The organism is Deinococcus sp. YIM 77859, from assembly GCF_000745175.1.
Lineage (GTDB): Bacteria > Deinococcota > Deinococci > Deinococcales > Deinococcaceae > Deinococcus.
In genome coordinates, this window is sequence record NZ_JQNI01000002.1 from 2,385,001 (window position 1) to 2,407,899 (window position 22,899).

Below are 22,899 nucleotides of genomic sequence, written 5' to 3' on the forward strand. Positions count from 1 at the left end.
TGGGGCATGTCGGAACAGAATGGGTACCGGGTCAGCCGTGACGACACCACTCGCGGCGAGAACGGCGAGCATCACCTCATCCGTGGGGAGCACGGCAGCATGCGCCTGTGGCTGCGTGAGGAACCCAATGCCGACAAGCCCGAGCGCAGCCAGCCCTACGAGACGCTGGGGTACGTCATCGAGGGCCGCATGGACCTCATTGTGAACGGCGAGACGGTGAGCCTAGGCCCCGGCGATTCTTACCGCGTCCCCCGCAACACGCCGCACACCTTCCGCATCAAGGAGACGCTTACCGCTGTGGAGGTGACTGCACCTCCTGCCGACCGCTAAACTCCCTATGAGCGGTCATCGCTACGGTCGCCACACCCAAGAGGACGTATGGTGAAGCGTCTCTATGCCTCCTTTTGGTGCTCCTCCGATGTACAGCACGCCCGCTACGCTGGGCCTGGCCCTGCTGGCGCTGCTGACCTCGCTGTGGCATTTCACCCTGGGGGCGATGGACTACGCAGAGGCCGGGCGTTACGTGGGGCTTGGGCTGATGCTCGTGGCGGGCCTGACTCTGGTGTACGGCGTCCTCACGCTGATTCGGTATGTCGAGGCGCAGGATGCGATGACGGATCCCCATCCCCGTACGCCCATGTACGATACCCCCCATCAAAGCCGAGTGCCGCTGGTCGGCGTTCTGCTGGGTGTGCTGTTGGCAGCGACGGACCTGGCCTTTGCGGTCGCGGGCCAAGCGTGGATCGGGCACGTGTCGGGGCTGCTGCTCGCTCTGCTGCTGGCCCGGCAGGCGCTCAAGATCAGGCCGGAGCGGGGTGAAGACTGAGAAGAAACGGGAGAGGACACGCGGCGGGCCTCTCCCAACAGTCGAAGGTCTTCTCGGTCGGTGTTGGGCGCCTCAGACCTCTGCGTAGGCCTCGATGGGCGGGCAGGAGCACACAAAATTCCTGTCTCCAAAGACGTTGTCCACCCGGTTGACGGCGGGCCAGTACTTCCATGCCCGCTGCGCGCGGGTGGGGAAGGCCGCAGTCTCGCGGCTGTAGGCGCGGTTCCACTCCTGGGCCAGCAGGTCGTCTTGCGTGTGTGGCGCGTGCCGCAGCGGGCTGTCTTCGGCGCGCAGCAGGCCGTCTTGCACCTCCTGAATCTCGCGGCGAATGTTCAGCAGCGCGTCGATAAAGCGGTCGAGTTCGGCCTTGGGCTCGCTCTCGGTGGGCTCGATCATCAGCGTGCCGGGCACCGGAAAACTCATGGTGGGAGCGTGGAAGCCGTAGTCCATCAGGCGCTTGGCGATGTCTTCCTCGGTGATGCCGGTCGCCTGCTTGATAGGGCGGATGTCGAGGATGCATTCGTGCGCTACCCGCCCGTTGCGTCCCGTGTACAGCACAGGATAGGCGTCCCCCAGCCGTTTGGCGACGTAGTTGGCGCTGAGCAGGGCGACCTGGGTGGCCTTTTTCAGGCCTTGTGGCCCCAGCAGCCGAATGTAGAGGTAGCTGATGGGCAGGATGCTGGCACTGCCGTAGGGCGCCGCGCTCACGGCCCCGGTGTGTCCTCCGCCCACCGGACGAACGGGGTGACCCGGTAGGAAGGGTGCAAGGTGAGCCTTGACGCCGATCGGTCCCATCCCCGGTCCGCCGCCGCCGTGCGGGATGGCAAAGGTCTTGTGCAGGTTGAGGTGACTGACATCGCTGCCGATCAGGCCAGGCTTGGCGAGGCCCACAAGCGCGTTCATATTCGCGCCGTCCAGGTAGACCTGTCCGCCATGCGCGTGGATGACGTCGCAGATTTCCTTGACATGCTCCTCGTACACGCCGTGGGTGCTGGGGTAGGTGATCATCAGCGCGCCCAGCCGGTCCGCGTGCTGCTCGGCCTTCGCCTTGAGGTCATCCAGGTCGACATTGCCGTTCTCGTCGGTCTTGACGACCACAACCTGCATGCCGAGCATGGCGGCGCTCGCGGGGTTGGTGCCGTGCGCGCTCGCCGGAATCAGGCAGACGGTGCGGTGGCTCTCGCCCCGCGACTCGTGGTACCTGCGGATGGCCAGCAGTCCGGCGTACTCGCCCTGCGCGCCGCTGTTGGGCTGGAGGCTCACGGCGTCGTAGCCGGTGATGTCGGCCAGCCACGCTTCCAGCTCCGCGAGCATCTGCGCGTAGCCCTGCGTCTGCTCCTTGGGCGCAAAGGGATGCAGGCTGCTGAACTCGGGCCAGGTCACCGGGATCATCTCGGTGGTGGCGTTGAGCTTCATGGTGCAGCTTCCCAGCGGAATCATGCCGTGGACGAGGCTGTAGTCGCGGTTTTCCAGCGTCTTGAGGTACCGCAGCATCCCGTGCTCGGAGTGGTGCGTGTTGAAGACGGGGTGGGTGAGGTAGGGGGAAGTGCGCTTGAGGTTGGCGGGGATGCCGCCAGTAGCCTCAGCGTCAAGGGCGAGAGCATCAACTTCCTGCCCGGTAATGACTTGAAGGATATCGGCCACATCCTGTGGGGTGGTTGTCTCGTCCAAGCTGATGCCCACACGGTCCGGGAGGTATCCTTCGCCCTCATAGCGGAAGTTGATGCCTTTGGCCTCGGCCCGCTTTTGAATGAAGTCCACGTCCGCGTTAAAGCTCAGCGTGTCGAAGAAGGTTTCGTTGACGGAATAACCACCGTCCTGTAAACCCTTCGCCAGAATTCCCGTCAGCCGATGCACCCGCTCCGCAATCGTCCGAATCCCCTCCGGCCCGTGGTACACGGCGTACGCCGCGGCCATATTCGCCAGCAGAGCCTGCGCCGTGCAGATGTTGGAGGTCGCCTTCTCGCGTCGGATGTGCTGCTCGCGGGTCTGCATCGCCATCCGCAGGGCCGTCTTGCCCCGGCTGTCCCGGCTGACGCCGATCACTCGGCCCGGCATGGACCGCTGGTACTCGCTGCGGCAGGCCAAGAAAGCCGCATGTGGTCCGCCAAAGCCCATGGGCACGCCGAAGCGCTGGGCACTGCCGACCACGATGTCCGCGCCCTGCTCGCCGGGCGGGGTCACGAGGGCGCAGGCCAGCAGGTCCGTCGCCACGATCAACGCCCCCTGCGCCGCGTGAATGCGCTCGGCGACCGGGGAGAGGTCGTGCAGGTCGCCATACGTGCCGGGCGTCTGCACCAGGACGGCAAAGGTGCCCTCGGGCAGGTCACCGTTCGCGGGGCCGGTGACCACCTCGTAGCCGAAGAACTCGGCGCGGGTACGGATCACGTCGAGGGTCTGGGGATGAACGTCTTGCGCCACATAAAAGACGTTGCCCTTTTGCTTCACCACGCGCCGCGCCAGCGTCATCGCCTCGGCGGCGGCAGTGGCCTCGTCCAGCAGGGAGGCACCCGCGACGGGCATGCCGGTGAGGTCCATCACCATCTGCTGGAAATTGAGCAGCATCTCCAGGCGACCCTGGCTGATCTCGGCTTGGTAGGGCGTGTAGGCCGTGTACCAGCCGGGGTTTTCCAGCATATTGCGCAGGATGACGTTCGGCGTGTGGGTCCCGTAATACCCCATGCCGATGTAGGACCGGAACACCTGGTTCTGAGTTGCCAAGGCTCTAAGGTCTGCCAGCGCCTGCGCTTCGGTGACCGGGCCGCCCACCTGGAGTTCGCCCTCGAAGCGAATGCTCTCGGGGAGGGTGGTCTCGATCAGCTCGTCCAGGCTGGCCACACCCAGCGCGGCGAGCATCTCCGCCTGTTCCGCCTCGCTGGGCCCGATGTGGCGGCGGGTAAAATCGTCGGTGTTGAGGAGTTCATTCAGGGGGCGCATGGGGCTCCTTGGGCGGCTCCGCTTCAGCCGTTTGCGGCGGCGTACGCCTCGGCGTCCATCAGGTCGCCGCCTTCCTCGGTCACGTCCAGCCGGAAAAGCCAGCCGTCACCGTAGGGACTGCTGTTGACGAGCTCGGGATTCTGGGCCAGCTGCTCGTTGACCGCCACGATGGTGCCGCTTGCGGGGGCGTAGATGTCGGAGGCGGTCTTCACGCTCTCGACAACCGCCACGGTCTCGCCTGCGGTAACCACGCGGCCCACTTCGGGCAGCTCGACGTACACCACGTCGCCGAGCTGGTCCTGCGCGAAGTCGCTGATCCCGACGGTGCCGTCGGGGGCAAGCCATTCGTGAGAGGAGGCGTACTTCAGTTCGGTTGGGGTCTGCATGGGTTCTCCTTTGGGTGGGTTGCCTGTCGCTGGCGCGGTCAAGAGGAGACCGCCCTCCTTCCATACGCTACAGGCCACAAGCCCCCCGCGTTATTTTCTGTAAAACGGCAGCTCGACCCGCCGCGCCGGATGCGCCTTGCCCCGGACCTCCACCTCAAAGGTGTCGGCGGCAGCGGCGTCCGTTCGTACGAGGGCCATCGCGATGGGGTGGCCGAGGGTCGGGCTGATGGTGCCGGAGGTGACGTGACCAACGGGCTGACCGCCCAGCAGCACGGGATAGCCTTCGCGAACGGGCACGCGCTCCAGGGTCAGGCCGATCAGCCGTACGGGCGGCGCGGCCCGAAGCCCCTCGCGGCCCACATGCGCCTTGTCTTTGACCACCCAGGTGTAGCTGCTGGCGAGGGGGTGCAGGTCTTCGGCAAACTCGTGGCCGTAGAGGGGGAAGCCCGCTTCCAGCCGCAGGGTGTCGCGGGCCCCGAGTCCAGCGGGGGAAAGGCCCAGGGCGAGGAGCTTTTCCCAGAGCGCCCCCGCCTCCCCCGCCTCCACGAAGACCTCAAAGCCGTCCTCGCCGGTGTAGCCGGTGCGGGCGAGCATGACCGGGAAGCCGAGAAGGGTGGCCTTGAAGAAGGAATTCTTCTTTTTCGCGCTGAGGTCCACGTCCACATGGGGTTGCAGCAGCAGCTCGGCCGCTGGGCCCTGCACCGCGAGCAGCCCCCAGCGGTCTGACTCGTCGCTCAGCCCAACGCTGAAGCCCGGAGCGTACCGCTGAAGGTGTGCCCAGTCTTTCTCGATATTGGCGGCATTCACAACGAGCAGGAATTCCTCCGGTCCCACCCGGTAGACGTAGAGGTCATCCACCAGCCCTCCCGTCTCGTTGGGGAGCCAGTTGTACTGGGCACGGCCGGGCTTGAGCCTGGCGACATCGTTGGTGGTCACGTGTTGGAGGAAGGCCTCGGCGTCCGGCCCCGTCACGCGGAACTCGCCCATGTGCGACACGTCGAAGACGCCCGCACGGGTGCGCACGGCCTCGTGTTCGGCCTTGACGCCTGCGTATTGCACGGGCATCTCCCAGCCCCCAAAGGGAACCATGCGGGCACCCGCGCGCAGGTGCGCGGCGTGCAGGGGCGTCCGCTTGAGCGGCGTTTCAGGAGTGCGGGTCACCCCTGAACTGTACTGGAGCCCGCCCGGTGCCGTCCAGGAGACTCGGACGTCTTGTGAGGTACAGTAGGGGATGCCAGAACGCCGAAAGGTGCGTGTGCCGGAGCTTTTGCGCGCGGGAAAGACCCGGTGACGCCCGCCTTTCTGCTGGGCCTGCTGCCGCCTCCCGTTCTCGCGTCACGGGTGGAAACGTTCCGGGCGCGCCTCGGGGTGCGCGAGAGTGTTCCTCACGTGACCGTCAAGGCGCGCAGCGGACTGGATGCGGACCTGGCCTGGCTGCCGGTGGCGCGGGAGGTGGTCGCGGCGAGCCCGCCGGTCACGCTGCGTGTGGGGGCGGCGCGAGCCTTTGGGGGCGAGCGGGCCGTGTATCTCGCCGTCCACTCCCCGGAGGCGGTTGCGCTGCACCTGCGGTTGTTGGAGGCCCTGCGGCCGCCCACACGCTTGGGCGACGAGGGCGCGCACATGACACCCCACCTCACCCTCGCTCTGAACCGGAGAGGAGTGAAGCTGCGGGAGGTGCTTGCCGCCGCCCAGGCGGAGTTCTCTGACCTCGAGGCCCGGCCCCTTACCTTCACGGCGCGGGAGGTGTGGCTGCTGCGTAAGCCCGGACCGGGGAGCTGCTACGTTCCGGAGGAGGCGTGGCCGCTGGGCCAGGAGTGAACACGCCGTACGCCTGTTTCGGTGGCCAGAAAATTCACCCGCAGGTCGTGGGCTTCACGGGGCAGCGCGTCGACCACGAGCGCTTCTCCCACCACCCCTACGGTCAAGCCCGTAAAGCCCGGCAGCAGGCGGTCATAGAAGCCGCCCCCATAGCCCAGCCGCACGCCGAAGCGGTCAAAGGCGAGGCCGGGAAGCAGCACCGCGTCCACCGTCCCAAGGGGGACACGCGGCGCGTCTGCCGGGGGTTGGCGCGCCCCGAAGCGGCTGAGCTCGGTAGCGGTGTCCCAGGGGTGCAGCGTGAGGTGCGGTTCGGGTTGGAAGCGGGCGCGGGTGGTGAACAGCTCAAAGCTGCCCGCGAGGTCCGCCACATCCGGTTCGCCCGGCAGGGCGCGGTAGGCCAGCACGCGCCGCGCTCCCCGAGCGCGTAAAAAGGCCGCGAGGTGCACGGTGATCGCGGCGGAGAGATCAGGCAGTTCGGCCCGGACCGCGCGCGCCCAGGTCCGCCACTCCGGTTTGGAGGCGGTGGGGACGGGCCTGGAGAGCATGTACAGGACAATACTGTGTTGGGGAGGGGAGCATGGCTTTACTGGCGCATGCACACGCTGATCGGGGCGGCGACGGCACGGGCCTTTGCCGCGCGGGGAGACCGGCTGACCCTGAGCGGGCGGGACGCGGGGCGGCTCTCCGCGCTGGCCGCCGAACTCGGCGCGCAGGCCAAGGCCGCGGACCTGAGCTACGAGAGCCACGTGAGGGCACTGCTGGAGGAGCTGCGGGAGCTGGACACCCTCGTCTATGCCGCGGGCGCGGCCCTGCCTGGCCTGCTGCAGGAGGCCGACCCCGCGCCGGTGCGGGCGGTGTGGCATGCCAACTACTTCGGGGCGCTGTGGGTGCTCAAGCACGGGCTGGGGCGCCTGAAGCCCGGCGGGCGCGTCTACCTGCTGGGGGCGCGGCCCGAGCTGGTCACCGCGCGGGGCTTTTCCCAATACGCCGCGAGTAAGGCCGCCCTGAAAAGCGCCGTCGAGATCGCCCGGCTGGAGGCGCGCGAGGTCAACATAACGCTGGTACTGCCCCCGGCCGTGAATACAGGCCTCTGGACACAGGTGGGCCGGGTACCGCGCGGGGCCCTCTCGCCGCAGGTGGTTGCGGCCGCCATCGCCCTGGACCGGGACGGCCCCCCGCAGCCGGAACTGAGCGTGGAGGGTTAGCCTACTTCCTTCGGCCCCTTCAGCCCACTCTTGCCCTCCCGCCCCTGCAGGACAGCGGCCACATCGGCAGGGGAGACGCCGACTTCCGCCATGGCAAAGAGGGTATGAAACAGCAGGTCAGCCACCTCGGTCGCGAGTTCGGTGCGGTCTCCGTTCTTGGCGGCAAGGAGCACCTCGCCTGCCTCCTCACTGACCTTTTTCAGCACGCGGTCGAGGCCCCCGGCATGCAGCCGCGCCACGTAACTCTGTTCGGGCAGGGTGGCGAGACGCTCGGTGATCGTTTCGTAGACACGTTCCAGGGTGCCGCCCAGGCCAGTCTGAGACGGCTTTTCCTCCAGGAGCGGCTGGTGAAAACACGAGTACGCTCCGGTGTGGCACGCCGGGCCGGTCTGCTCCACCCGGTACAGCAGACTGTCGCCGTCGCAGTCGGCGTGGACGCTCACCACCCGCTGGGTGTGGCCGCTCGTCTTGCCCTTGACCCACTGCTCGCCGCGCGAACGGCTGTAGTAGGTGGCCTCGCGTGTGCTCAACGTGCGCTCGACGGCGGCTCGGTCGGCATACGCCTGCATCAGCACCGCCCCGGTCCGAACGTCTTGGGTCACGACGGGAATGAGGCCGCGTTCATCAAAGCGGAGCTGTTGAAGCAGGCTCATGCATTCCTCCACTCCGGCCGCACCGGCAGGCCCTCGTCCCGCAGGTACGCCTTGACTTGCGGAACCGTCAGCTCCCCGAAGTGAAAGACGCTGGCCGCAAGCGCCGCATCGGCGTGTCCCCCGGTTGTACCGTCAAGAAGCACGTCGCGGAAGTCTTCCAGCCGCCCGGCCCCCCCCGAGGCGATCACGGGCAGGTCCACCGCCGAGGCGACGGCGCGGGTGGCTTCCAGGTCGAAGCCTGCGCGGGTGCCGTCGGCGTCCATCACGTTCAGGCAGATCTCGCCCGCGCCGAGGGCCTGGCCCCGCTGCGCCCACTCGATCAGGTCCAGGCCGGTATCTACGCGGCCACCGCCCACGTGGACGGTCCAGCCTTCGCCTCCTGGCCGCCGCTTGGCGTCTATACTGAGCACCACGCACTGCGCTCCAAAGTGGTCCGAGGCCTCACGGATCAGCTCCGGTCGCCGCACCGCACCGCTGTTGACGCTGATCTTGTCGGCTCCCGCCAGCAGCAGCTGCCGGAAGTCGGAGACCGCATTCACGCCGCCTCCCACCGTGAGCGGCATCATGACCTGTTCAGCCACGCGGGCGGCCACATCCAGCATCAGGGCACGGCCCTCATGGGTGGCCGTGATGTCGTAGAAAACGAGTTCGTCGGCCTGCTGCGCCTCATAGAGCTGAGCCAGCAGAAGGGGATCCCCCGCGTCGCGGTGGTTCTCGAAAAACCGCACGTTCTTGACCACCCGCCCGTTTTGCACGTCGAGACAGGGAATGATCCGCTTCGTGAGCATGGGGCGTAGTCTACTCCGGCGGCCTGTGCCCTCCGCTTGGTCGGGTAGACGGCTCGGGAACGCAGGGCTTGGACTCACAGGCCTATCACAAGCCGCCCGCAACAATTGATAAAATTTTCATATCCGGTCAGATGATCTGGGGGGAAGGGGAAAAGGCTCGTGGAACGCCGTCGCATCCTGCTGGTCGATGACAACCCGAACGACGTCGAGCTCACCCTGATGGCCTTTCAGGAAGAGGGCGGCACACACGACGTGACGGTCGCGGGGAGTGGCCCCGAGGCGCTGAACGTCCTCCGGGGACCGGGTCCGCTGCCGGACCTGATTCTCCTCGACCTCAAAATGCCGCACATGGACGGTCTGGCTGTGCTGGACGCCATTCGCGCGCAGGACGCCACCCGTCATATCCCGGTCGTGATGCTCAGCACGAGTGACGAGGTTCGCGATATCCGTGACAGCTACGCTCATGGCGCCAGCGCCTACGTTATTAAGCCTCTTGACTTCACGCAGTTTCGCAGCGCCATTCACACCATTGCCGCCTTCTGGACGCGCCTGAACTGTCGCCCACGCCTGAACTAAACACAGAGCGGGCTGAGGCAAGAAGTGAGAAGAATGAGCCAAGGTTCTTGGTGCTCCTTCAGGGAAGGAGCCAGGACTCTGGAAACCCTCAAGACCGCTGGGCGACGAACCACGTAGCCTGAAGCCATGCGTGTCTGGATCGGCTGCGGCGGCTACACGAACGATGACTGGACGGCTCCCGGCCTGATCTACGAGGGCGTCAGGAAAGAGGCCTACCTGGCGACGTATGCCCAGTATTTCGATGCCGTAGAGCTGAATTCCTCCTTCTACGCCATTCCCGGCATCAAGGCTTTTGAGGGCATGGTTCGCCGGTCGGGTGGCCGCACCCGCTTTACCGTGAAGCTGAACAGGGTATTTACCCACGAGCGCAACCCCGCGAGTGCTGACTTTGACCGAATGCTGCAAAGCCCCGAGCCGCTGCGTGAGGCGGGGGTGATGGGCCCTTATCTCGCGCAGTTCCCCTACTCCTTCCACCGCACGGGAGAGAACCGCCGGTACCTGCTGGGGCTGGCCGAGCGCTTTGCCGGACATGAGCTGGCGGTCGAACTCAGGCACGCCTCCTGGGACAAACCGGAGGTGCGCGAGGGCATGGCCGAATACGGCCTGATCTGGGTGAGCCCCGATTACCCCCCGGTCGGCGGCATGCCTGAGCCGCAGGTGCACGTCACCACCGATGTGGGTTACCTCCGGCTCCACGGCCGCAACAAGGGCACTTGGTGGGAAGGTCAGAGCGCGTCCGAACGCCACGACTACCTCTACACCCGCGCCGAGATGGACGAGTGGGCCGAGAAAATCGCCCTGGTGGCCGATGAGCTGTCCGAGCTGTACGTGTTTTTTCAGAACACGACCCAGGGTCACGCCCTTAAGAACATCCCGATGCTGCGCGAAGCCCTCAACGCGCGGGGGGTGCCTGTGCAGCCGCCGGAGCCGGAGGGGGAAGAGGGGCGGCTGCTGTGAACTTCAGCAGGCGGAGAGCCGGTAAAAGGCATGCGGCTGGCCCTGCCAGTCACGCTCCTCCGTCGGGGTGAACCCTACCTTTTCCAACACCCTTCGGCTGGCCCGGTTCTCCACGTGCGCGAAGGCGAGGAGATCCGGGCTGAGGCGGAAATCAGGGTGCTGGAAGTGCCAGGCGGCGAGGGCACGCGCCAGCTCGGTCGCCAGCCCCTGCCCCCACAAGTCGGGAGCGAGCAGGTAGCCCAACTCGCGCTGCTGGCCGTCATCGCTCAGGCCGAAGCCGCCGCGCCCGACCGTTGTGCCCCCCTTGTCCTGCACGCGCCACTTTGTCCAGCCCCACTGCGCCTGCTCCGCCAGAAAGTCCGCAAAGCGTGACTCTGCTCGGGCCTGGTCATAGGGGCCACTGGCGAAAAAACGCATGGTGAGGGGATCAGCGTGCAGCGCCTGGAAGGCCGCGAAGTCTTCGGGCACCCAGGTGGTGACGATCAGGCGCGGGGTGGTGAGGATGGTCTGGCGCACCCCGTCAGGCTAGCGAATGCGGCGGCCCTTACCCCAGCATCGTCATCTCGCTCAGCCCCGCCAGGAATTCCCGCTCCGGGTACTCCTCGCCGTCGAAGCCTGTATCCCCCTCGGCCGGCGTGACGCTTAGGCTGGCGAAGTCGAAGAGGTCGCGGTCGAGCAGGTGGCTGGGCGTCACGCGCGTCAGCGAGCGCAGGATGTTTTGGAGGCGGCCCGGATGCTCCCGCTCCCAGCCTTCGAGCATCTCGCCCACGACGCGGCGCTGCAGGTTGGGCTGGCTGCCACACAGGTTGCAGGGAATAATCGGAAAGCCTTTGGCCTCCGCATACCGCTGAATATCGCGCTCCGCGAGGTAGGCCAGGGGACGAATCACCACGTTCGTCCCGTCATCCGACTGCAACTTGGGCGGCATGGCCTTGAGGCGGGCGCCGAAGAACATATTCATAAAGAGGGTTTCGAGGATGTCGTCACGGTGGTGCCCCAGAGCGATTTTGGTCGCGCCGATCCTGCGGGCATGGGCGTACAGGATGCCCCGTCTCAACCGGCTGCACAGCGCGCAGGTCGTCTTGCCCTCCGGCGTCTTCTCCTTGACGATGGCGTAGGTGTCCTCGGTCAGGATGTCAAAGGGCACGCCCAGGCGGGTCAGGTACTCGGGCAGGACATGGGTGGGAAACCCGGGTTGCCCCTGGTCGAGGTTGACGGCGACCACCTCGAACTTGACCGGCGCGCGTTTCTGGAGATACAGGAGGATATCGAGCAGCGTGTAGCTGTCCTTGCCGCCGGAGAGGCAGACCATCACGCGGTCGCCCTCTTCGATCATGCGGTAATCGGTGATGGCCTGGGCCGCCCCCTTGACGAGGGGCGGAAACAGGATGGCAGGGTCTCGGGGGGTGGGGTCAGCGGTCTTGGTCATGGTCGGAGCTTCCCGCAGTGGGCAGGCGAAGTGGGCGTCATGCTAACGGTTGACGACAGGCCGCGCAGTGACGCGTACCCTGAACGGCACGATGCTCTTCCCAGACCGTAACCGGTGCCCGAACCCCCTCATGAAAGGCCGCTAAAGTGAACGTCATGCGGTTTTTCACTGGTCTGGGCGTGCTGCTGCTGGCTGGCGCGGCGGGTGCGAGCGGCCTGTGGTGGATGTGGGGGCGGGACCTGCCCAGCGTTCAGGACCTCGACGTGCTGGAGTTCAGCGGTCAGACCCGGGTCTACGACCGCCGGGGTGAACTGGTGGGCACGCTGACCCCCAGCCTGGGCAGCGGTCAGGGCGTCAACCGCGACCTGCTGAAGCTGAATGAGATCAGTCCCTGGCTGCAAAAGGCCATCGTGACGAGTGAGGACCGCCGCTTTTTCGAACATCACGGCGTGGATTACATCGGCATCGCGCGCGGGCTGCTCAAGGGCCTGCTGAAAAACGATCTGGAGGGCGGCTCGTCCATCACGCAGCAGGTGGTCAAAAACACGCTGCTGGCCGACCTAGAGGGCGCACGGACGCCGGAGCGCAAATTCAAGGAGGCGGTGCTCGCCTACCAGTTGGAACGCAACTTCAGCAAAAACCAGATTCTGAACGCCTACCTCAATGTCATCTACTGGGGTGACGGAGGCCGCAGCGACATCATCGGGGCAGAGACGGCGGCCCGCGCGTACTTCAAAAAGAGCGCTTCTGAGCTGAACCTCGCGGAAAGCGTGTACCTCACGACGCTGGTGCCCGCCCCCAACAAGCGCTACAAGGACTTCAAGGGGTATCGCCCGCTGATGAAGGACCTGTTGACGCGTATGGTAGAAGACGGGCAGATCACCCAGGCCGAGGCGGACGCGGCTTGGAAGACGGAGATTTATCCGGCGGGCTGGCGCATCGGCTGGAACAGTGACGGCACCCTGCGCAGCGCGGTGCTGGAACGGCCCGAGCGCCTTCAGGAGAACATCACGGCGGCCGAGCAGGCCCGCGGCATCAACCGTTATCAGTCCCTGCACTACCTCCAGGCGGTGGAGCGAGAACTTCTGCCCAAGATTGGGCGCAAGGCGCTGTTCGGCGGGGGCAAGATCTACACCGGGATGGACCTCCAGGCGCAGCAGGCCGCCGAGCGGGCCAGCCTGAATGCGCAGCTTCCAGACGGAGCGACCCTGGGCCTGGCGCTGGTCAACCCCAACAACGGTGAGGTGCTGGCGCTGGTGGGTCAGAAGCTGACGGGCGGGCGGCCCTCGGACTGGAACAACGCGACGCAGGCCCGGCGGCAGGTGGGCAGCTCCATCAAGCCGCTTCTCTATACCCTCGCGTTGGAAAAGGGCTGGAAGCAGAGTGACACCGTGCTGGACGCGCCCCTTCAGGGCGAATATCAGCCGCAGAACTACGACGGACGCTGGACAGGCCGGTTTGTCACCATGCGCTACGCGCTGGACCACAGCCTGAACCTTCCCACCGTGCGAATCGCGCAGGAGATCGGCCTGAACGCCTTCGAGGACAAGCTGCGCCAGCTTGGCCTCACGCCGCCGCCCGATGCCGGGCTCTCGCTGAGTATCGGCACGCTGGAGGCAAGCCCCCTCCAGATGGCCGCGGCGTACGCACCCTTTGCCAATGGCGGCCTGTACTACGCGCCCACGCTGGTTCGCCGTATGGAAGACGCCCGCGGACAGGTTCTCTACCGCCGTCCGGCCCCACAGCCCAAGCGGGTGTGGGACGAACGCACCGCCTGGCTGGGGCTGGACATGATCCGCGGCGTGGTGAACGACCTCACGCCCTGGCAGGGGGGCCTGGCGACCCGCGCGCAGATTCCCGGCTGGGACGTGGGCGGCAAGACGGGCACCACGAACGACGTCAAGGACCTGTGGTTTGCAGGCGTCACGCCGACCATCGCTGGGGCCGTCTGGGTCGGGAAGCAAGACGGCGGCTCGCTTCCGAGTTGGGCCTACAGCGGCGAGATTCCCACACCGATCTGGCAACAGGCGGTCGCGGGGGCGCTTGCCGGACAGCCCCGGCAGACTTTCCAGGAGCCGGGTGGAATCACCTACCGGGTGGTGCGCCGGGTCAACATGGCCTTCCGTGAGGAGGAGGCTGATCAGGAGGGGGTAGCGCGCGACGGCAGCGGAAACAGTGGAGGCGGCACGTTCTTCAGCCGCCGCTGGCGTTCTGCTCCTGCTCCTCAGCCCGTGCCCGAGCCGGCGCCTCAGCCTGATCCCGAACCGCAGTTCACCGTGCCGGAGGCGCCGCAGGAGGTCGCGCCTGTGGACGAGACTCCTGAGGCCGTCCCGAACAGCACCGGAACAGACAGCGCCGGAACAAACGAGGTTCCGCCTCAGGACCCATACAGCGTCCCTGCACCGCAGGAGCCGTATGGCGCGCCTACAGACAGCGGCGAAGCTCCCTTCACGCCCCAGCAGCCGGAAAGCGTTCCGGTCGACCCCGAGCCGGTCCCACCGCCTGACGTCACCCCAGAAGCCCTGCCCTCCGAACCCGAGGCCGTGCCGCAGGACAGCGGCGAATTCCCCCCGTTTCCCGAGGGCTTCTTTCCCGGCTTCCGAGAGGGCGACCCGCAGAGAGGAAACGGGGACGCGCCGCCCACCTTCTAGCCGTCCAGCGGGATCAGCGTCAGCTTCCCTGTCTCCGGCGGGCCGTCAACCGCCAGCACCTCCAGGCGGCAGGGGAGGTCGTCGCGCCCGAACTCGCGGGTCAGGTAGGTGAGGGCAGCGCGCCGCATCAGTGCGAGCTTGCGCGGGGTGACGCTTTCAGCGGCACTGCCGTGGCGCGAACGGCGGCGCTGGCGCACCTCAGTAAAGACAAGGACGTCACCGTCCCGTGTGATCAGGTCGATTTCGCCCCCCGGAATGCGGTAGTTGCGCGCGAGGACTTCGCGTCCCAAGGCCGCGAGATGGGCGGCGGCGCGGGCCTCGGCGGCTGCGCCCTTCATCGCAGCCACTCCTTGAAGCGGGTGAAGTCGGGGACGGCGAGCGTCGCGCCCGCCGCGAGGAGGCGCTCCGCCGGGGCAGTGGTCGTGAGCGCCACAACCGTGCAGCCCGCCCCCACCGCGCTGAGCACCCCGTTCACCGCGTCCTCGTGCGCGAGGCACGCGCGGGGGTCGAGCCCCAACAGGGCGGCGCCCCGCTCAAAAGGCTCGGGGTCGGGCTTGCCGCGTGTGACGTGTTCGCCCAGCACCCGTTGACCGAAGCGCTGGCCCAGACCGAGCGCCGCCATGCCGAACTCGACGTTGACCGCGTCCGCGCTTGTGACGAGCGCAAAAGGGATGCCGCGTGCCTCCAGCGCGTCGAGGTACGCACCTAGCCCCGCGACCTCGCGCAGCTGCCCCTGTGCCAGCTCTCGGTAGCGGCCCTCCTTGGCCTCGTGAACGCGGCGGATGAGGTCCTCTGCGGGCGCCTCGCCAAGGAGCCGCGCGAGGATCTCCGGGTTGCGCCCGCCGTCTACCTTGGTGTCGAGGTCGTGCTCGCTGAGGCTGAGGTCCAGCAGCTCGGCAGCCACCTCCTGCCAGGCCTGGCGGTGAAAGACGTTATTCAGGGTGAGGACACCGTCCATGTCAAAGAGCACCCCGGCGGGCCGCAGGGGAAGGGCAGGGCTCACGTTTCCTCCGGCCCGTGCCCCAGATCCGTCAGCAGGTCACGGTAGAGCCGAGCCGCGTCGCGGCGCACGTCGTCCAGCGTGGCGTCCTCGGGAGCGAGTTCAAGGGCGGTTTCAAGCGCGCCTTCAAGCACCGCCGCATAGATCGGCCAGCGGCCTCCTGCTCGTGTTTTCTCGTCTTGTTCGCCGTCCAGCGCGCGCAGGGCCGCTTCGGCGGCGGCGCGTTCCGCGTCACGTTTGCTGCGGCCGCTGCCCTCTCCCAGGAACTGCCCGCCTGCCGTGACCGTCACGTGAAAGAGGGGATCGTGGGGCGGGCCCTCCGCCCTTGCCTCGAAGGCGGGTGCGCCCCGGCCCAGCGTTGTCAGGCGTGCGATCAGGTCACCCTTGGCGTTGGTGTTCATGGCATGAGCGTACCGCCCCGCGCTCCCCGGTGGCCTCAGGCGATATCCTCGGCTCCCGGAACAATGCGCGCCCAGCTCCCCCGCTTCGCTCGGCAAGCTCGGGTTCTGCGGCGCGACCGGAGGCCCTATGACTCAGACGACGACCGCCGCTCCGCCCCCCAGCCCTGCCCGGCCCGAACGCCGCCTTGTCCTGGGGCTTCAGCACGCCATTGCCATGTTCGGTGCGACCGTGCTGGTGCCCATTCTGGTCGGCCTGTCGCCCAGCGTCGCGCTGTTTGCGGCGGGGGTTGCCACCCTGATCTTCCACCTGCTTACCTCGGGCCGCGTGCCGATCTTCCTGGGATCGAGCTTCGCCTTTATTGCACCGACCGCCCTGGTGGTCAAGGAGATGGGACCGGCCGCGGCGGCCGGTGGCCTGATCGCCGCCGGAGCGATGTACCTGCTGTTCAGCGCCCTCGTGAGGCTCTTCGGGACCGAGCGGCTGCTGCGCGTCTTTCCCCCGGTGGTGACCGGCCCCGTGATCATCGTGATCGGGCTGGGGCTTTCCAGCGTCGCGGTCAATCAGGCCAAGTCCAACTGGTGGCTGGCCCTCGCGACGCTGGTGGCTGCCGTGATCGCCAGCGTGTACGGCCGTGGCCTCTTCCGCATGATTCCCATCCTCGTCGGGGTGGTCGCCGGGTACCTCGTGGCGCTCGCTACCGGGCAGGTGAGCGGGGAGGCCCTCGCCGCCATCCGTGCCGCGCCCCTCCTCGGCCTGCCGGACTTTCACGGGCCCACCTTCGACTGGCGGGCAGTGGCGATCATCGCGCCCGTCGCGGTCGTTACCTTTATCGAGCATATCGGGGACGTGATCGTGAATGGCCGCGTGGTGGGGCAGAACTTCCTGCAAACCCCTGGCCTGAGCCGCACCCTCTTGGCCGATGGGATCGCCAACATGACGAGCGCGGCCCTGGGCGGTCCCGCTGCCACGACCTATGCGGAGAACACCGGCGTCCTGGCCCTCACCCGCGTCTATGACCCGGCCATCCTGCGCATCGGCGCCGTGTTTGCCATGCTCTTTGGCTGTTCGCCCAAGCTGGCTGCCGTCCTCAAGAGCCTGCCACCCGGAGTGCTGGGGGGTGTGAGCATCCTGCTCTTCGGCATGATCGCCTCCGTGGGCATCCGCACGCTGGCCGAAGCCAAGATCGACTTTGCGCACTCCCGCAACCTGATCATTGTCTCCCTGATCCTGGTGTTGGGGCTGGGCGGGGCCTCTTTCCCGATTCACGCGGCGGGGACCACCCTCGAACTGCACGGTATGGCCCTTGCCGCCCTCGTCGGGATCGTCGCGAACCTGCTCCTGCCCGCCCAGAAGCGGGAAGTGGACGGGGAAGGAGAGCCGGGGTGAGCCGTGCTTACCGCCGCCCCTTCCGGCGCGCCTTTTGCCCCGGCACCGTCGCCTGTTTGAACTCCTTGCCCTGCAGTTTGGCTTCTATCGCGCGAATCTGGTCGCGCAGGGCGGCTGCCCGCTCGAAGTCGAGGTCTTCGGAAGCCTGCCACATCTCCAGCTCAAGGTCACTGAGCTGCGCGGTGAGGGTGTCTCGGTCGTCTCCCAGAACTGCCCCGGCTTCCGCTTCTGCCACCTCCTCGCCGCGAATCACGTCGCGCACGCCCTTGCTCACCGTGCGGGGCGTGATGCCGTGCTTGGCGTTGTAGGCGAGCTGCTTCTCGCGGCGGCGGTTGGTTTCGTCCATGGCGGCCTGCATGGCGGGCGTCACCGTGTCGGCGTACAGCACCACCTCGCCCCGAACGTTGCGGGCGGCGCGGCCAATCGTCTGGATCAGCGCGCGCTCGGACCTCAGGAAACCGGGCTTGTCGGCGTCCAGAATCGCCACCAGCGATACCTCTGGCAGGTCCAGTCCCTCGCGCAGCAGGTTGATCCCGATCAGGACGTCGTAGTGGCCTAGGCGCAGGTCGCGGATGATCACCTGGCGTTCTACCGAGTCGATGTCCGAATGCATGTAGCGCGCCCGCACACCCTTTTCAAGCAGGTACTCGGTCAGGTCCTCGGCCATGCGCTTGGTGAGGGTGGTGACGAGCACCCGCTCGCCCTTGGCGGCTCGCTCGCGGATGCGGCCCAGCAGGTCGTCCACCTGCCCCTGCACCGGCCGCAGCGTGACCTGCGGATCAACCAGCCCGGTGGGGCGGATGATCTGTTCGGCCACCGCGTCACTCACCTCGCGCTCAAAGGGGCCGGGGGTGGCCGACACAAAGACGATCTGTCCGGTTTTTTGCAGGAACTCGTCAAAGTTCAGGGGACGGTTGTCCAGGGCGGAGGGGAGGCGAAAGCCGTAGTCCACCAGCGTCTGCTTGCGTGCCCGGTCTCCATTGGCCATCCCGCCGATCTGCGGCACCGTCACGTGTGACTCATCAATAAAGGTGATGAAGTCGTCAGGAAAGTAGTCCAGCATGGTGTAGGGCGTCTCGCCGGGCGCCCTTCCGTCGATGTGCCGCGAGTAGTTCTCGATGCCCGAGCAGTAGCCCAGCACCTTGAGCATCTCCAGGTCGTAGAGGGTGCGTTCCTTGAGGCGCTGGGCCTCGAGCAGCTTGCCCACCGACCGGAAGTATTCGAGGCGTTCTTCGAGTTCCTGCCCAATCGTCACGATGGCCCGCTCGATGTTCCCGGCGCTGGAGACGTAGTGTTTGGCGGGGTAGACGACGGTGGCGTCAAGGTCCGCAAGTTTTTCGCCGGTGACCGGGTGCACCACCTGAAGACGGTCGACGTCCTCGCCCCAGAGCTCGATGCGAAGGGGCTGCTCGTCGTAAGAGGGCCAGACCTCCACGATGTCGCCCTTCGCGCGAAAGCGGCCCGGCGCGAGTTCGAGGTCATTGCGCTCGTACTGCATCGTCACCAGGCGGCCGAGAAGCTCGTCACGGCCCACCTGCTCGCCCACCTTCAGGATCAGGTTGAGGGCCCGGTACTCGGCGGGATCACCCAGGCCGTAGATGCACGACACCGACGCCACCACGATGGTATCTCGCCGGGTGAGCAGGCTGCGCGTCGTGGAGTGCCGCAGCCGCTCGATCTCCTGGTTGATGGAGGCGTCCTTTTCGATAAAGAGGTCCTTGCCCGGCACGTAGGCTTCGGGCTGGTAGTAGTCGTAGTAGGAGATGAAAAACTCAACCGCCGCGTCGGGGAAGAACTCGCGGAACTCGGAGGCGAGCTGGGCAGTCAGGATCTTGTTGGGGGCCATGATGAGGGCGGGACGGCCCGTCTCCTCGATCACCTTGGCCATGGAGTACGTTTTCCCCGTGCCCGTTGCCCCCAGCAGCGTCTGGAACCGCAGACCCGACTCCAGCCCCTCCACCAGCGACCTGATGGCGGTGGGCTGATCTCCGGACGGCGTGAAGTCGGACTTGACCCTGAGCATCTTTCCATTTTACGCCTCAAACGTACTGGGTGGGAGGGGCCGCCCAGGGGCGAGGCTTAGGACGCGAGCGCCTGCTCTCCGAGCACCTCCCGCGCTACTCCCAAAAAGGCCCGCACAATCGGGCCGCCGTCCTCCTCATCGCGGCGCCAGACCGCCACAATCTCAACCAGCGGCGCGTCCTCGACCGGCCTATAGACGACGCCCGGCAACGAGAGGCGCTCGAAGAACTGGATGGGCAGGAAGACGCCGATTCCCGCCGCGACGAGAGACAGCAGCGTAGGAATCTCAATCGCCTCCTGCACGACGTTGGGCGTGAAGCCCGCCGACGCGCACCAGCGCATAACCTGATCGAAGTAGGTGGCGCGCAGATGCCGGGGAAAGAACACGAAGCGCTCGCCCGCCAGATCCCCGATTCGCAGGCGGCGTTTGCGCGCGAGCCCATGTCCGGCGGGGAGGGCCGCCACCAGCGGTTGTCGCCAGAGGGGTCGGGCGGCCAGGCCCGGGTCGCGCACGGGCAGCAGCATCAGCCCCACGTCGATCTGCCCGCCCCGCAACCCCGCCTCCTGCTCCTGGGCCGTGAGTTCGCGCAGGTCCACGCTGACATTGGGGTATAGCTCGCGAAAGGCCCGCACGATCTCCGGCAGACCCCCAAAGGCCAGCCCACTCACGAAGCCCACCGTCAGCCGTCCAACCTCGCCCCGCGCTGCCCGCCGGGCCCGCTCGACCGTCTGCGCGGCCTGCGCCAGGGTCGCCCGCGCCCCGGCCAGGAATTCCCGTCCCGCCGGAGTGAGTTGGACCCGCCGGGTGGTGCGCAGCACCAGCGGCACGCCGACCTCGTCTTCGAGGTTCTTGATGGAGTTGGACAGGGCCTGCTGCACCACGAACACCCGCTCGGCAGCCCGGCCAAAGTGTTCTTCCTCGGCGAGCGCGACGAAATGGCGGAGGTGGCGAAGTTCCATAGGGTCTTTGGGGGATGGGGCGTTGGTGGACGAGCGTTCGCCTCGGTCCTCCCGGTCCGGCGCGTTCGCTGCTCCTCCAGCCTGCCACATTCACCACGTGAGGTGGTGAATCGCCTCATCTTGTCTGTTGGAAGCGGTGAATGGCGGGGCCTACACTACGGCCATGACGAAAATGCCACCGCGTGCGGCTCTGTCCCCGCAGGAGCGTGAACAGCTCAACTCCGTGGAAACGCAGGAATGGCTTGACTCGCTTGCCTACGTCCTGGCGAACGCGGGTGATGACCGCGCCGCCGAGCTGCTGGAGGAGCTCGATCACTACGCCTACTTTCATGGGGCGCCCATCCTCTTTAAGCAGAACACGCCCTACATCAACACGATCGATGTGGAGGCGCAGCCGGAGTACCCCGGCGACCTGGAGCTGGAACGCAAGATTCGCAACGCCATCCGCTGGAACGCTGTCGTGATGGTGCTGCGGGCGAACAAGCGGGCCGAGGGCATCGGTGGTCACCTCGCCACCTACGCCTCCTCCGCAGAGATCTACGAGGTGGGCTTTAACCACTTCTTCCGCGGGCATGGGGCGGGGGTGGACCGCGACCTGATCTTTTTTCAGGGGCACGCCAGCCCCGGCATCTATGCCCGCTCCTTCCTGGAGGGCCGCTTTGACGAGGCGCGGATGAACAACTTCCGCCGCGAGCTCAGCCCGGATGGTCCCGGCCTCTCCTCCTACCCCCACCCCTGGCTGATGCCCGACTACTGGGAGTTTCCGACCGTCAGCATGGGCCTAGGCCCCATCCAGGCGATCTACCAGGCGCGCTACATCCGCTATCTGGAAAACCGTGGCCTGAAGCCTAGGGGCAACGCCAAGGTCTGGGCTTTTCTGGGAGACGGCGAGATGGACGAGCCGCAGTCGGTGGGCGCGCTGCGCTTTGCCGCCTACGAGAACCTCGACAACCTGATTTTTGTGCTCAACGCCAACCTCCAGCGCCTCGACGGGCCGGTGCGCGCCAACTCCAAGGTGATCCAGGAGTTCGAGGCGCTTTTCCGCGGCGCGGGCTGGAACGTCATCAAGGTCGTGTGGGACTCCAAGTGGGATGAGCTCCTCGCCAAGGACTACAACGGGGCGATCGTCAAGCGTTTCGAGGCGCTCGTGGACGGCGAGTCGCAGCGCTACGCGGCTTTTGGTGGTCGGGAGCTGCGCGAGAAGTTCTTTAATACCCCGGAGTTGCAGAAGCTGATCGAGGGCTGGAGCGACGCCGATCTTGAACTTCTGAACCGCGGCGGACACGACGTGAAAAAGGTCTACGCCGCCTACCGGGCCGCCGTGGAGCATCAGGGCAGCCCCACCGTCGTGATCACCCGCACGGTGAAGGGTTACGGCCTGGGCGAGACGGCACAGGCCCGCAACGTGGCCCACCAAGTTAAGAAGCTGGATTTCCACGCCCTCAAGAACCTGCGTGACCTCCTCGAACTGCCGCTCAGTGACGAGCAGGTCGAGCACCTGGAGTACTACAACCCTGGCCCGGATAGCCCCGAGATCCGGTACATGCTCGCGCGGCGCGAGGCGTTGGGCGGCTTTGTGCCCAAGCGCGAGGTGAATTACCCCCGGCCCACCGTGCCGACCGGCGAGTTCTACGAGGAGTTCGCGGCGGGCAGCAAGGGCCGCGCCGTCAGCACCACGATGGCCGCCGTACAGATCATGAGCAAGCTGCTGCGGGACAAGGAAATCGGCAAGTACATCGTGCCCATCGTCCCCGACGAGGCGCGCACCTTTGGGATGGACGCCCTGGTGCCGCGCATCGGCATCTACAGCCCGCGCGGCCAGAAGTACCAGCCGGTGGACTTCGGCTCGCTGATGGTCTACAAGGAGGCCGTCGACGGCCAGATGCTCGAGGAGGGCATCACCGAAGACGGTGCGATGAGCAGCTGGATTGCGGCGGCGACGGCCTACGCCAACCACGGCGTGCCCACCATTCCCTTCTACGTCTTCTACTCCATGTTCGGGATGCAGCGCATCGGCGACCTGGTGTGGGCGGCTGCGGATCAGCGCGCGCGCGGCTTCCTGTTCGGCGCGACGGCGGGCCGCACCACGCTCGCGGGCGAGGGCCTTCAGCACCAGGACGGCAATAGCCTGCTTCAGGCCTACGTGGTGCCCAACCTCAAGGTGTACGACCCGGCCTTTGCCTACGAACTCGCGGTGATTGTCGAGCGCGGCATTCAGCGCATGTACGTGGACGGCATCGACGAGTTCTACTACGTCACCATCGACAACGAGAACGAGGTGCAGCCGCCCATGCCCGAAAACCGCGACGAGGTTCGCGAGGGCATTCTCCGGGGGATGTACCGCTTCCAGCGGAGCGAGAACAACAAGGCCAAGCTGCGGGCGCAGCTCCTGGCCAGCGGCCCGGCGATGGGCGCGGCGCTCGAAGCCGCCAGGATGCTCGAAGCCTACGGTGTGGCGGCCGATGTGTGGAGCGTGACGAGCTACAAGGAACTCCACCAGGACGCCCTGCTGACTCAGCGCTACAACATGCTGCACCCGACCGAAGAACCTCGCGTCTCCTACGTGGCGGGGCAGCTCAGCCAGGAGAACGCGCCGGGCGTGCTCGTCTCGGTGAGCGACTATGTGAAGCTGGGCGCCGACGGCCTGAATGGGCACCTCGACCGCAAGCTGTGGGTGCTGGGCACCGACGGTTTCGGCCGCTCCGAAGACCGCCCCGAACTGCGCGACTTCTTCGAGGTGGATGCCCGGCACGTGGTCCTGGCCACCCTGTATGCCCTTCAGCGGGACGGCAAGCTCAAGGGCGACGTGGTCGCCAAGGCGCTGGGAGACCTCGGCATCGACCCGGAGCGGGAAGCGCCCGTTTTGCGGTAAGCCGTCAGCCGTCAGCCGTCAGAGGTTAGCC

At 66.7% G+C, this 22,899-nt stretch carries 22 protein-coding genes; 9 read left to right on the forward strand and 13 right to left on the reverse strand.

Annotation, left to right across the window (positions count from 1 at the left end):
- Positions 1-6: 6 nt before the first annotated feature.
- Entirely contained in the window at positions 7-330 is a 324-nt protein-coding gene (locus EI73_RS11760) for a cupin domain-containing protein (RefSeq protein ID WP_034386887.1), read from the forward strand.
- A gap of 64 nt (positions 331-394) precedes the next feature.
- Positions 395-826 carry a hypothetical protein gene (locus EI73_RS11765; RefSeq protein WP_034386889.1) on the forward strand — a complete coding sequence of 144 codons (432 nt, stop codon included), beginning with the start codon at positions 395-397 and terminating at the stop codon, positions 824-826.
- A gap of 72 nt (positions 827-898) precedes the next feature.
- Here the strand turns inward: EI73_RS11765 and gcvP are convergent, their stop codons facing one another.
- The 3 genes from gcvP to gcvT all read right to left on the reverse strand — a co-directional run bounded on the left by gcvP (position 899) and on the right by gcvT (position 5,310).
- On the reverse strand, positions 899-3,763 hold the full coding sequence (gene gcvP, locus EI73_RS11770) for an aminomethyl-transferring glycine dehydrogenase (RefSeq protein WP_034386891.1): 2,865 nt from the start codon (positions 3,761-3,763) through the stop codon (positions 899-901).
- A 23-nt stretch (positions 3,764-3,786) separates the two neighbouring features.
- Entirely contained in the window at positions 3,787-4,149 is a 363-nt protein-coding gene (gene gcvH, locus EI73_RS11775) for a glycine cleavage system protein GcvH (RefSeq protein WP_034386892.1), read from the reverse strand.
- A 90-nt stretch (positions 4,150-4,239) separates the two neighbouring features.
- The gene (gcvT, locus tag EI73_RS11780) at positions 4,240-5,310 is read right to left on the reverse strand and encodes a glycine cleavage system aminomethyltransferase GcvT (RefSeq protein WP_034386894.1); all 1,071 of its coding nucleotides are present in this window, start codon (positions 5,308-5,310) and stop codon (positions 4,240-4,242) included.
- Positions 5,311-5,436: 126 nt separating this feature from the next.
- Between gcvT and EI73_RS11785 the strand changes: the two genes are divergently transcribed.
- Positions 5,437-5,967, forward strand: coding sequence for a 2'-5' RNA ligase family protein (locus EI73_RS11785; RefSeq protein ID WP_034386896.1), 531 nt, complete (start codon positions 5,437-5,439; stop codon positions 5,965-5,967).
- On the opposite strand, the gene EI73_RS11790 is transcribed toward EI73_RS11785, so the two are convergent.
- Entirely contained in the window at positions 5,928-6,512 is a 585-nt protein-coding gene (locus tag EI73_RS11790; RefSeq protein ID WP_034386898.1) for a 5-formyltetrahydrofolate cyclo-ligase, read from the reverse strand. The two genes, EI73_RS11785 and EI73_RS11790, sit on opposite strands and share 40 nt — an antisense overlap.
- A gap of 48 nt (positions 6,513-6,560) precedes the next feature.
- Between EI73_RS11790 and EI73_RS11795 the strand changes: the two genes are divergently transcribed.
- Entirely contained in the window at positions 6,561-7,172 is a 612-nt protein-coding gene (locus EI73_RS11795; RefSeq protein WP_034386899.1) for an SDR family NAD(P)-dependent oxidoreductase, read from the forward strand.
- Here the strand turns inward: EI73_RS11795 and hisIE are convergent.
- Both hisIE and hisF read right to left on the reverse strand, forming a co-directional pair.
- Complete coding sequence (hisIE, locus tag EI73_RS11800) at positions 7,169-7,825, reverse strand: bifunctional phosphoribosyl-AMP cyclohydrolase/phosphoribosyl-ATP diphosphatase HisIE (RefSeq protein ID WP_034386901.1); 657 nt, start codon at positions 7,823-7,825, stop codon at positions 7,169-7,171. The genes EI73_RS11795 and hisIE overlap by 4 nt on opposite strands.
- On the reverse strand, positions 7,822-8,613 hold the full coding sequence (hisF, locus tag EI73_RS11805) for an imidazole glycerol phosphate synthase subunit HisF (protein ID WP_034386903.1): 792 nt from the start codon (positions 8,611-8,613) through the stop codon (positions 7,822-7,824). Before hisF ends, hisIE begins: the two co-directional genes overlap by 4 nt.
- Positions 8,614-8,772: 159 nt before the next feature.
- On the opposite strand from hisF, the gene EI73_RS11810 reads away from it, so the two are divergent.
- Positions 8,773-9,189: a response regulator gene (locus EI73_RS11810; RefSeq protein ID WP_034386905.1), complete on the forward strand. Its 417-nt coding sequence runs from the start codon at positions 8,773-8,775 to the stop codon at positions 9,187-9,189.
- Between the two features lie 126 nt (positions 9,190-9,315).
- Positions 9,316-10,146 (forward strand): DUF72 domain-containing protein, encoded by an 831-nt coding sequence (locus EI73_RS11815; RefSeq protein ID WP_034386908.1) that lies wholly within the window; start codon positions 9,316-9,318, stop codon positions 10,144-10,146.
- A 3-nt stretch (positions 10,147-10,149) separates the two neighbouring features.
- Here the strand turns inward: EI73_RS11815 and EI73_RS11820 are convergent, their stop codons facing one another.
- Positions 10,150-10,662 (reverse strand): GNAT family N-acetyltransferase, encoded by a 513-nt coding sequence (locus EI73_RS11820; RefSeq protein WP_034386909.1) that lies wholly within the window; start codon positions 10,660-10,662, stop codon positions 10,150-10,152.
- A gap of 28 nt (positions 10,663-10,690) precedes the next feature.
- On the reverse strand, positions 10,691-11,575 hold the full coding sequence (gene ttcA / locus EI73_RS11825) for a tRNA 2-thiocytidine(32) synthetase TtcA (protein ID WP_034386911.1): 885 nt from the start codon (positions 11,573-11,575) through the stop codon (positions 10,691-10,693).
- Positions 11,576-11,730: 155 nt separating this feature from the next.
- Here ttcA and EI73_RS11830 point away from each other — a divergent pair, with 155 nt between their 5' ends.
- Positions 11,731-14,226 (forward strand): transglycosylase domain-containing protein, encoded by a 2,496-nt coding sequence (locus EI73_RS11830; RefSeq protein ID WP_034386913.1) that lies wholly within the window; start codon positions 11,731-11,733, stop codon positions 14,224-14,226.
- On the opposite strand, the gene EI73_RS11835 is transcribed toward EI73_RS11830, so the two are convergent.
- Genes EI73_RS11835 through EI73_RS11845 form a run of 3 tightly spaced genes read right to left on the reverse strand, consistent with a single transcriptional unit; the run spans position 14,223 to position 15,627 of the window.
- On the reverse strand, positions 14,223-14,564 hold the full coding sequence (locus EI73_RS11835; RefSeq protein ID WP_034386915.1) for a YraN family protein: 342 nt from the start codon (positions 14,562-14,564) through the stop codon (positions 14,223-14,225). The two genes, EI73_RS11830 and EI73_RS11835, sit on opposite strands and share 4 nt — an antisense overlap.
- The gene (locus EI73_RS11840) at positions 14,561-15,229 is read right to left on the reverse strand and encodes an HAD family phosphatase (RefSeq protein WP_034386917.1); all 669 of its coding nucleotides are present in this window, start codon (positions 15,227-15,229) and stop codon (positions 14,561-14,563) included. The genes EI73_RS11835 and EI73_RS11840 overlap by 4 nt, the downstream gene beginning before the upstream one ends.
- Entirely contained in the window at positions 15,226-15,627 is a 402-nt protein-coding gene (locus EI73_RS11845) for a putative dsRNA-binding protein (RefSeq protein ID WP_034386920.1), read from the reverse strand. Before EI73_RS11845 ends, EI73_RS11840 begins: the two co-directional genes overlap by 4 nt.
- 127 nt (positions 15,628-15,754) lie before the next feature.
- On the opposite strand from EI73_RS11845, the gene EI73_RS11850 reads away from it, so the two are divergent.
- Positions 15,755-17,014 (forward strand): uracil-xanthine permease family protein, encoded by a 1,260-nt coding sequence (locus EI73_RS11850; protein ID WP_051935514.1) that lies wholly within the window; start codon positions 15,755-15,757, stop codon positions 17,012-17,014.
- A gap of 7 nt (positions 17,015-17,021) precedes the next feature.
- On the opposite strand, the gene uvrB is transcribed toward EI73_RS11850, so the two are convergent.
- Together uvrB and EI73_RS11860 are read right to left on the reverse strand one after the other, a co-directional pair.
- On the reverse strand, positions 17,022-19,037 hold the full coding sequence (gene uvrB / locus EI73_RS11855) for an excinuclease ABC subunit UvrB (RefSeq protein WP_034386922.1): 2,016 nt from the start codon (positions 19,035-19,037) through the stop codon (positions 17,022-17,024).
- A gap of 56 nt (positions 19,038-19,093) precedes the next feature.
- Positions 19,094-19,996 (reverse strand): LysR family transcriptional regulator, encoded by a 903-nt coding sequence (locus EI73_RS11860; protein WP_034386924.1) that lies wholly within the window; start codon positions 19,994-19,996, stop codon positions 19,094-19,096.
- Between the two features lie 163 nt (positions 19,997-20,159).
- Here EI73_RS11860 and aceE point away from each other — a divergent pair, with 163 nt between their 5' ends.
- Complete coding sequence (gene aceE, locus EI73_RS11865; protein WP_034386926.1) at positions 20,160-22,868, forward strand: pyruvate dehydrogenase (acetyl-transferring), homodimeric type; 2,709 nt, start codon at positions 20,160-20,162, stop codon at positions 22,866-22,868.
- Positions 22,869-22,899 lie beyond the last annotated feature (31 nt).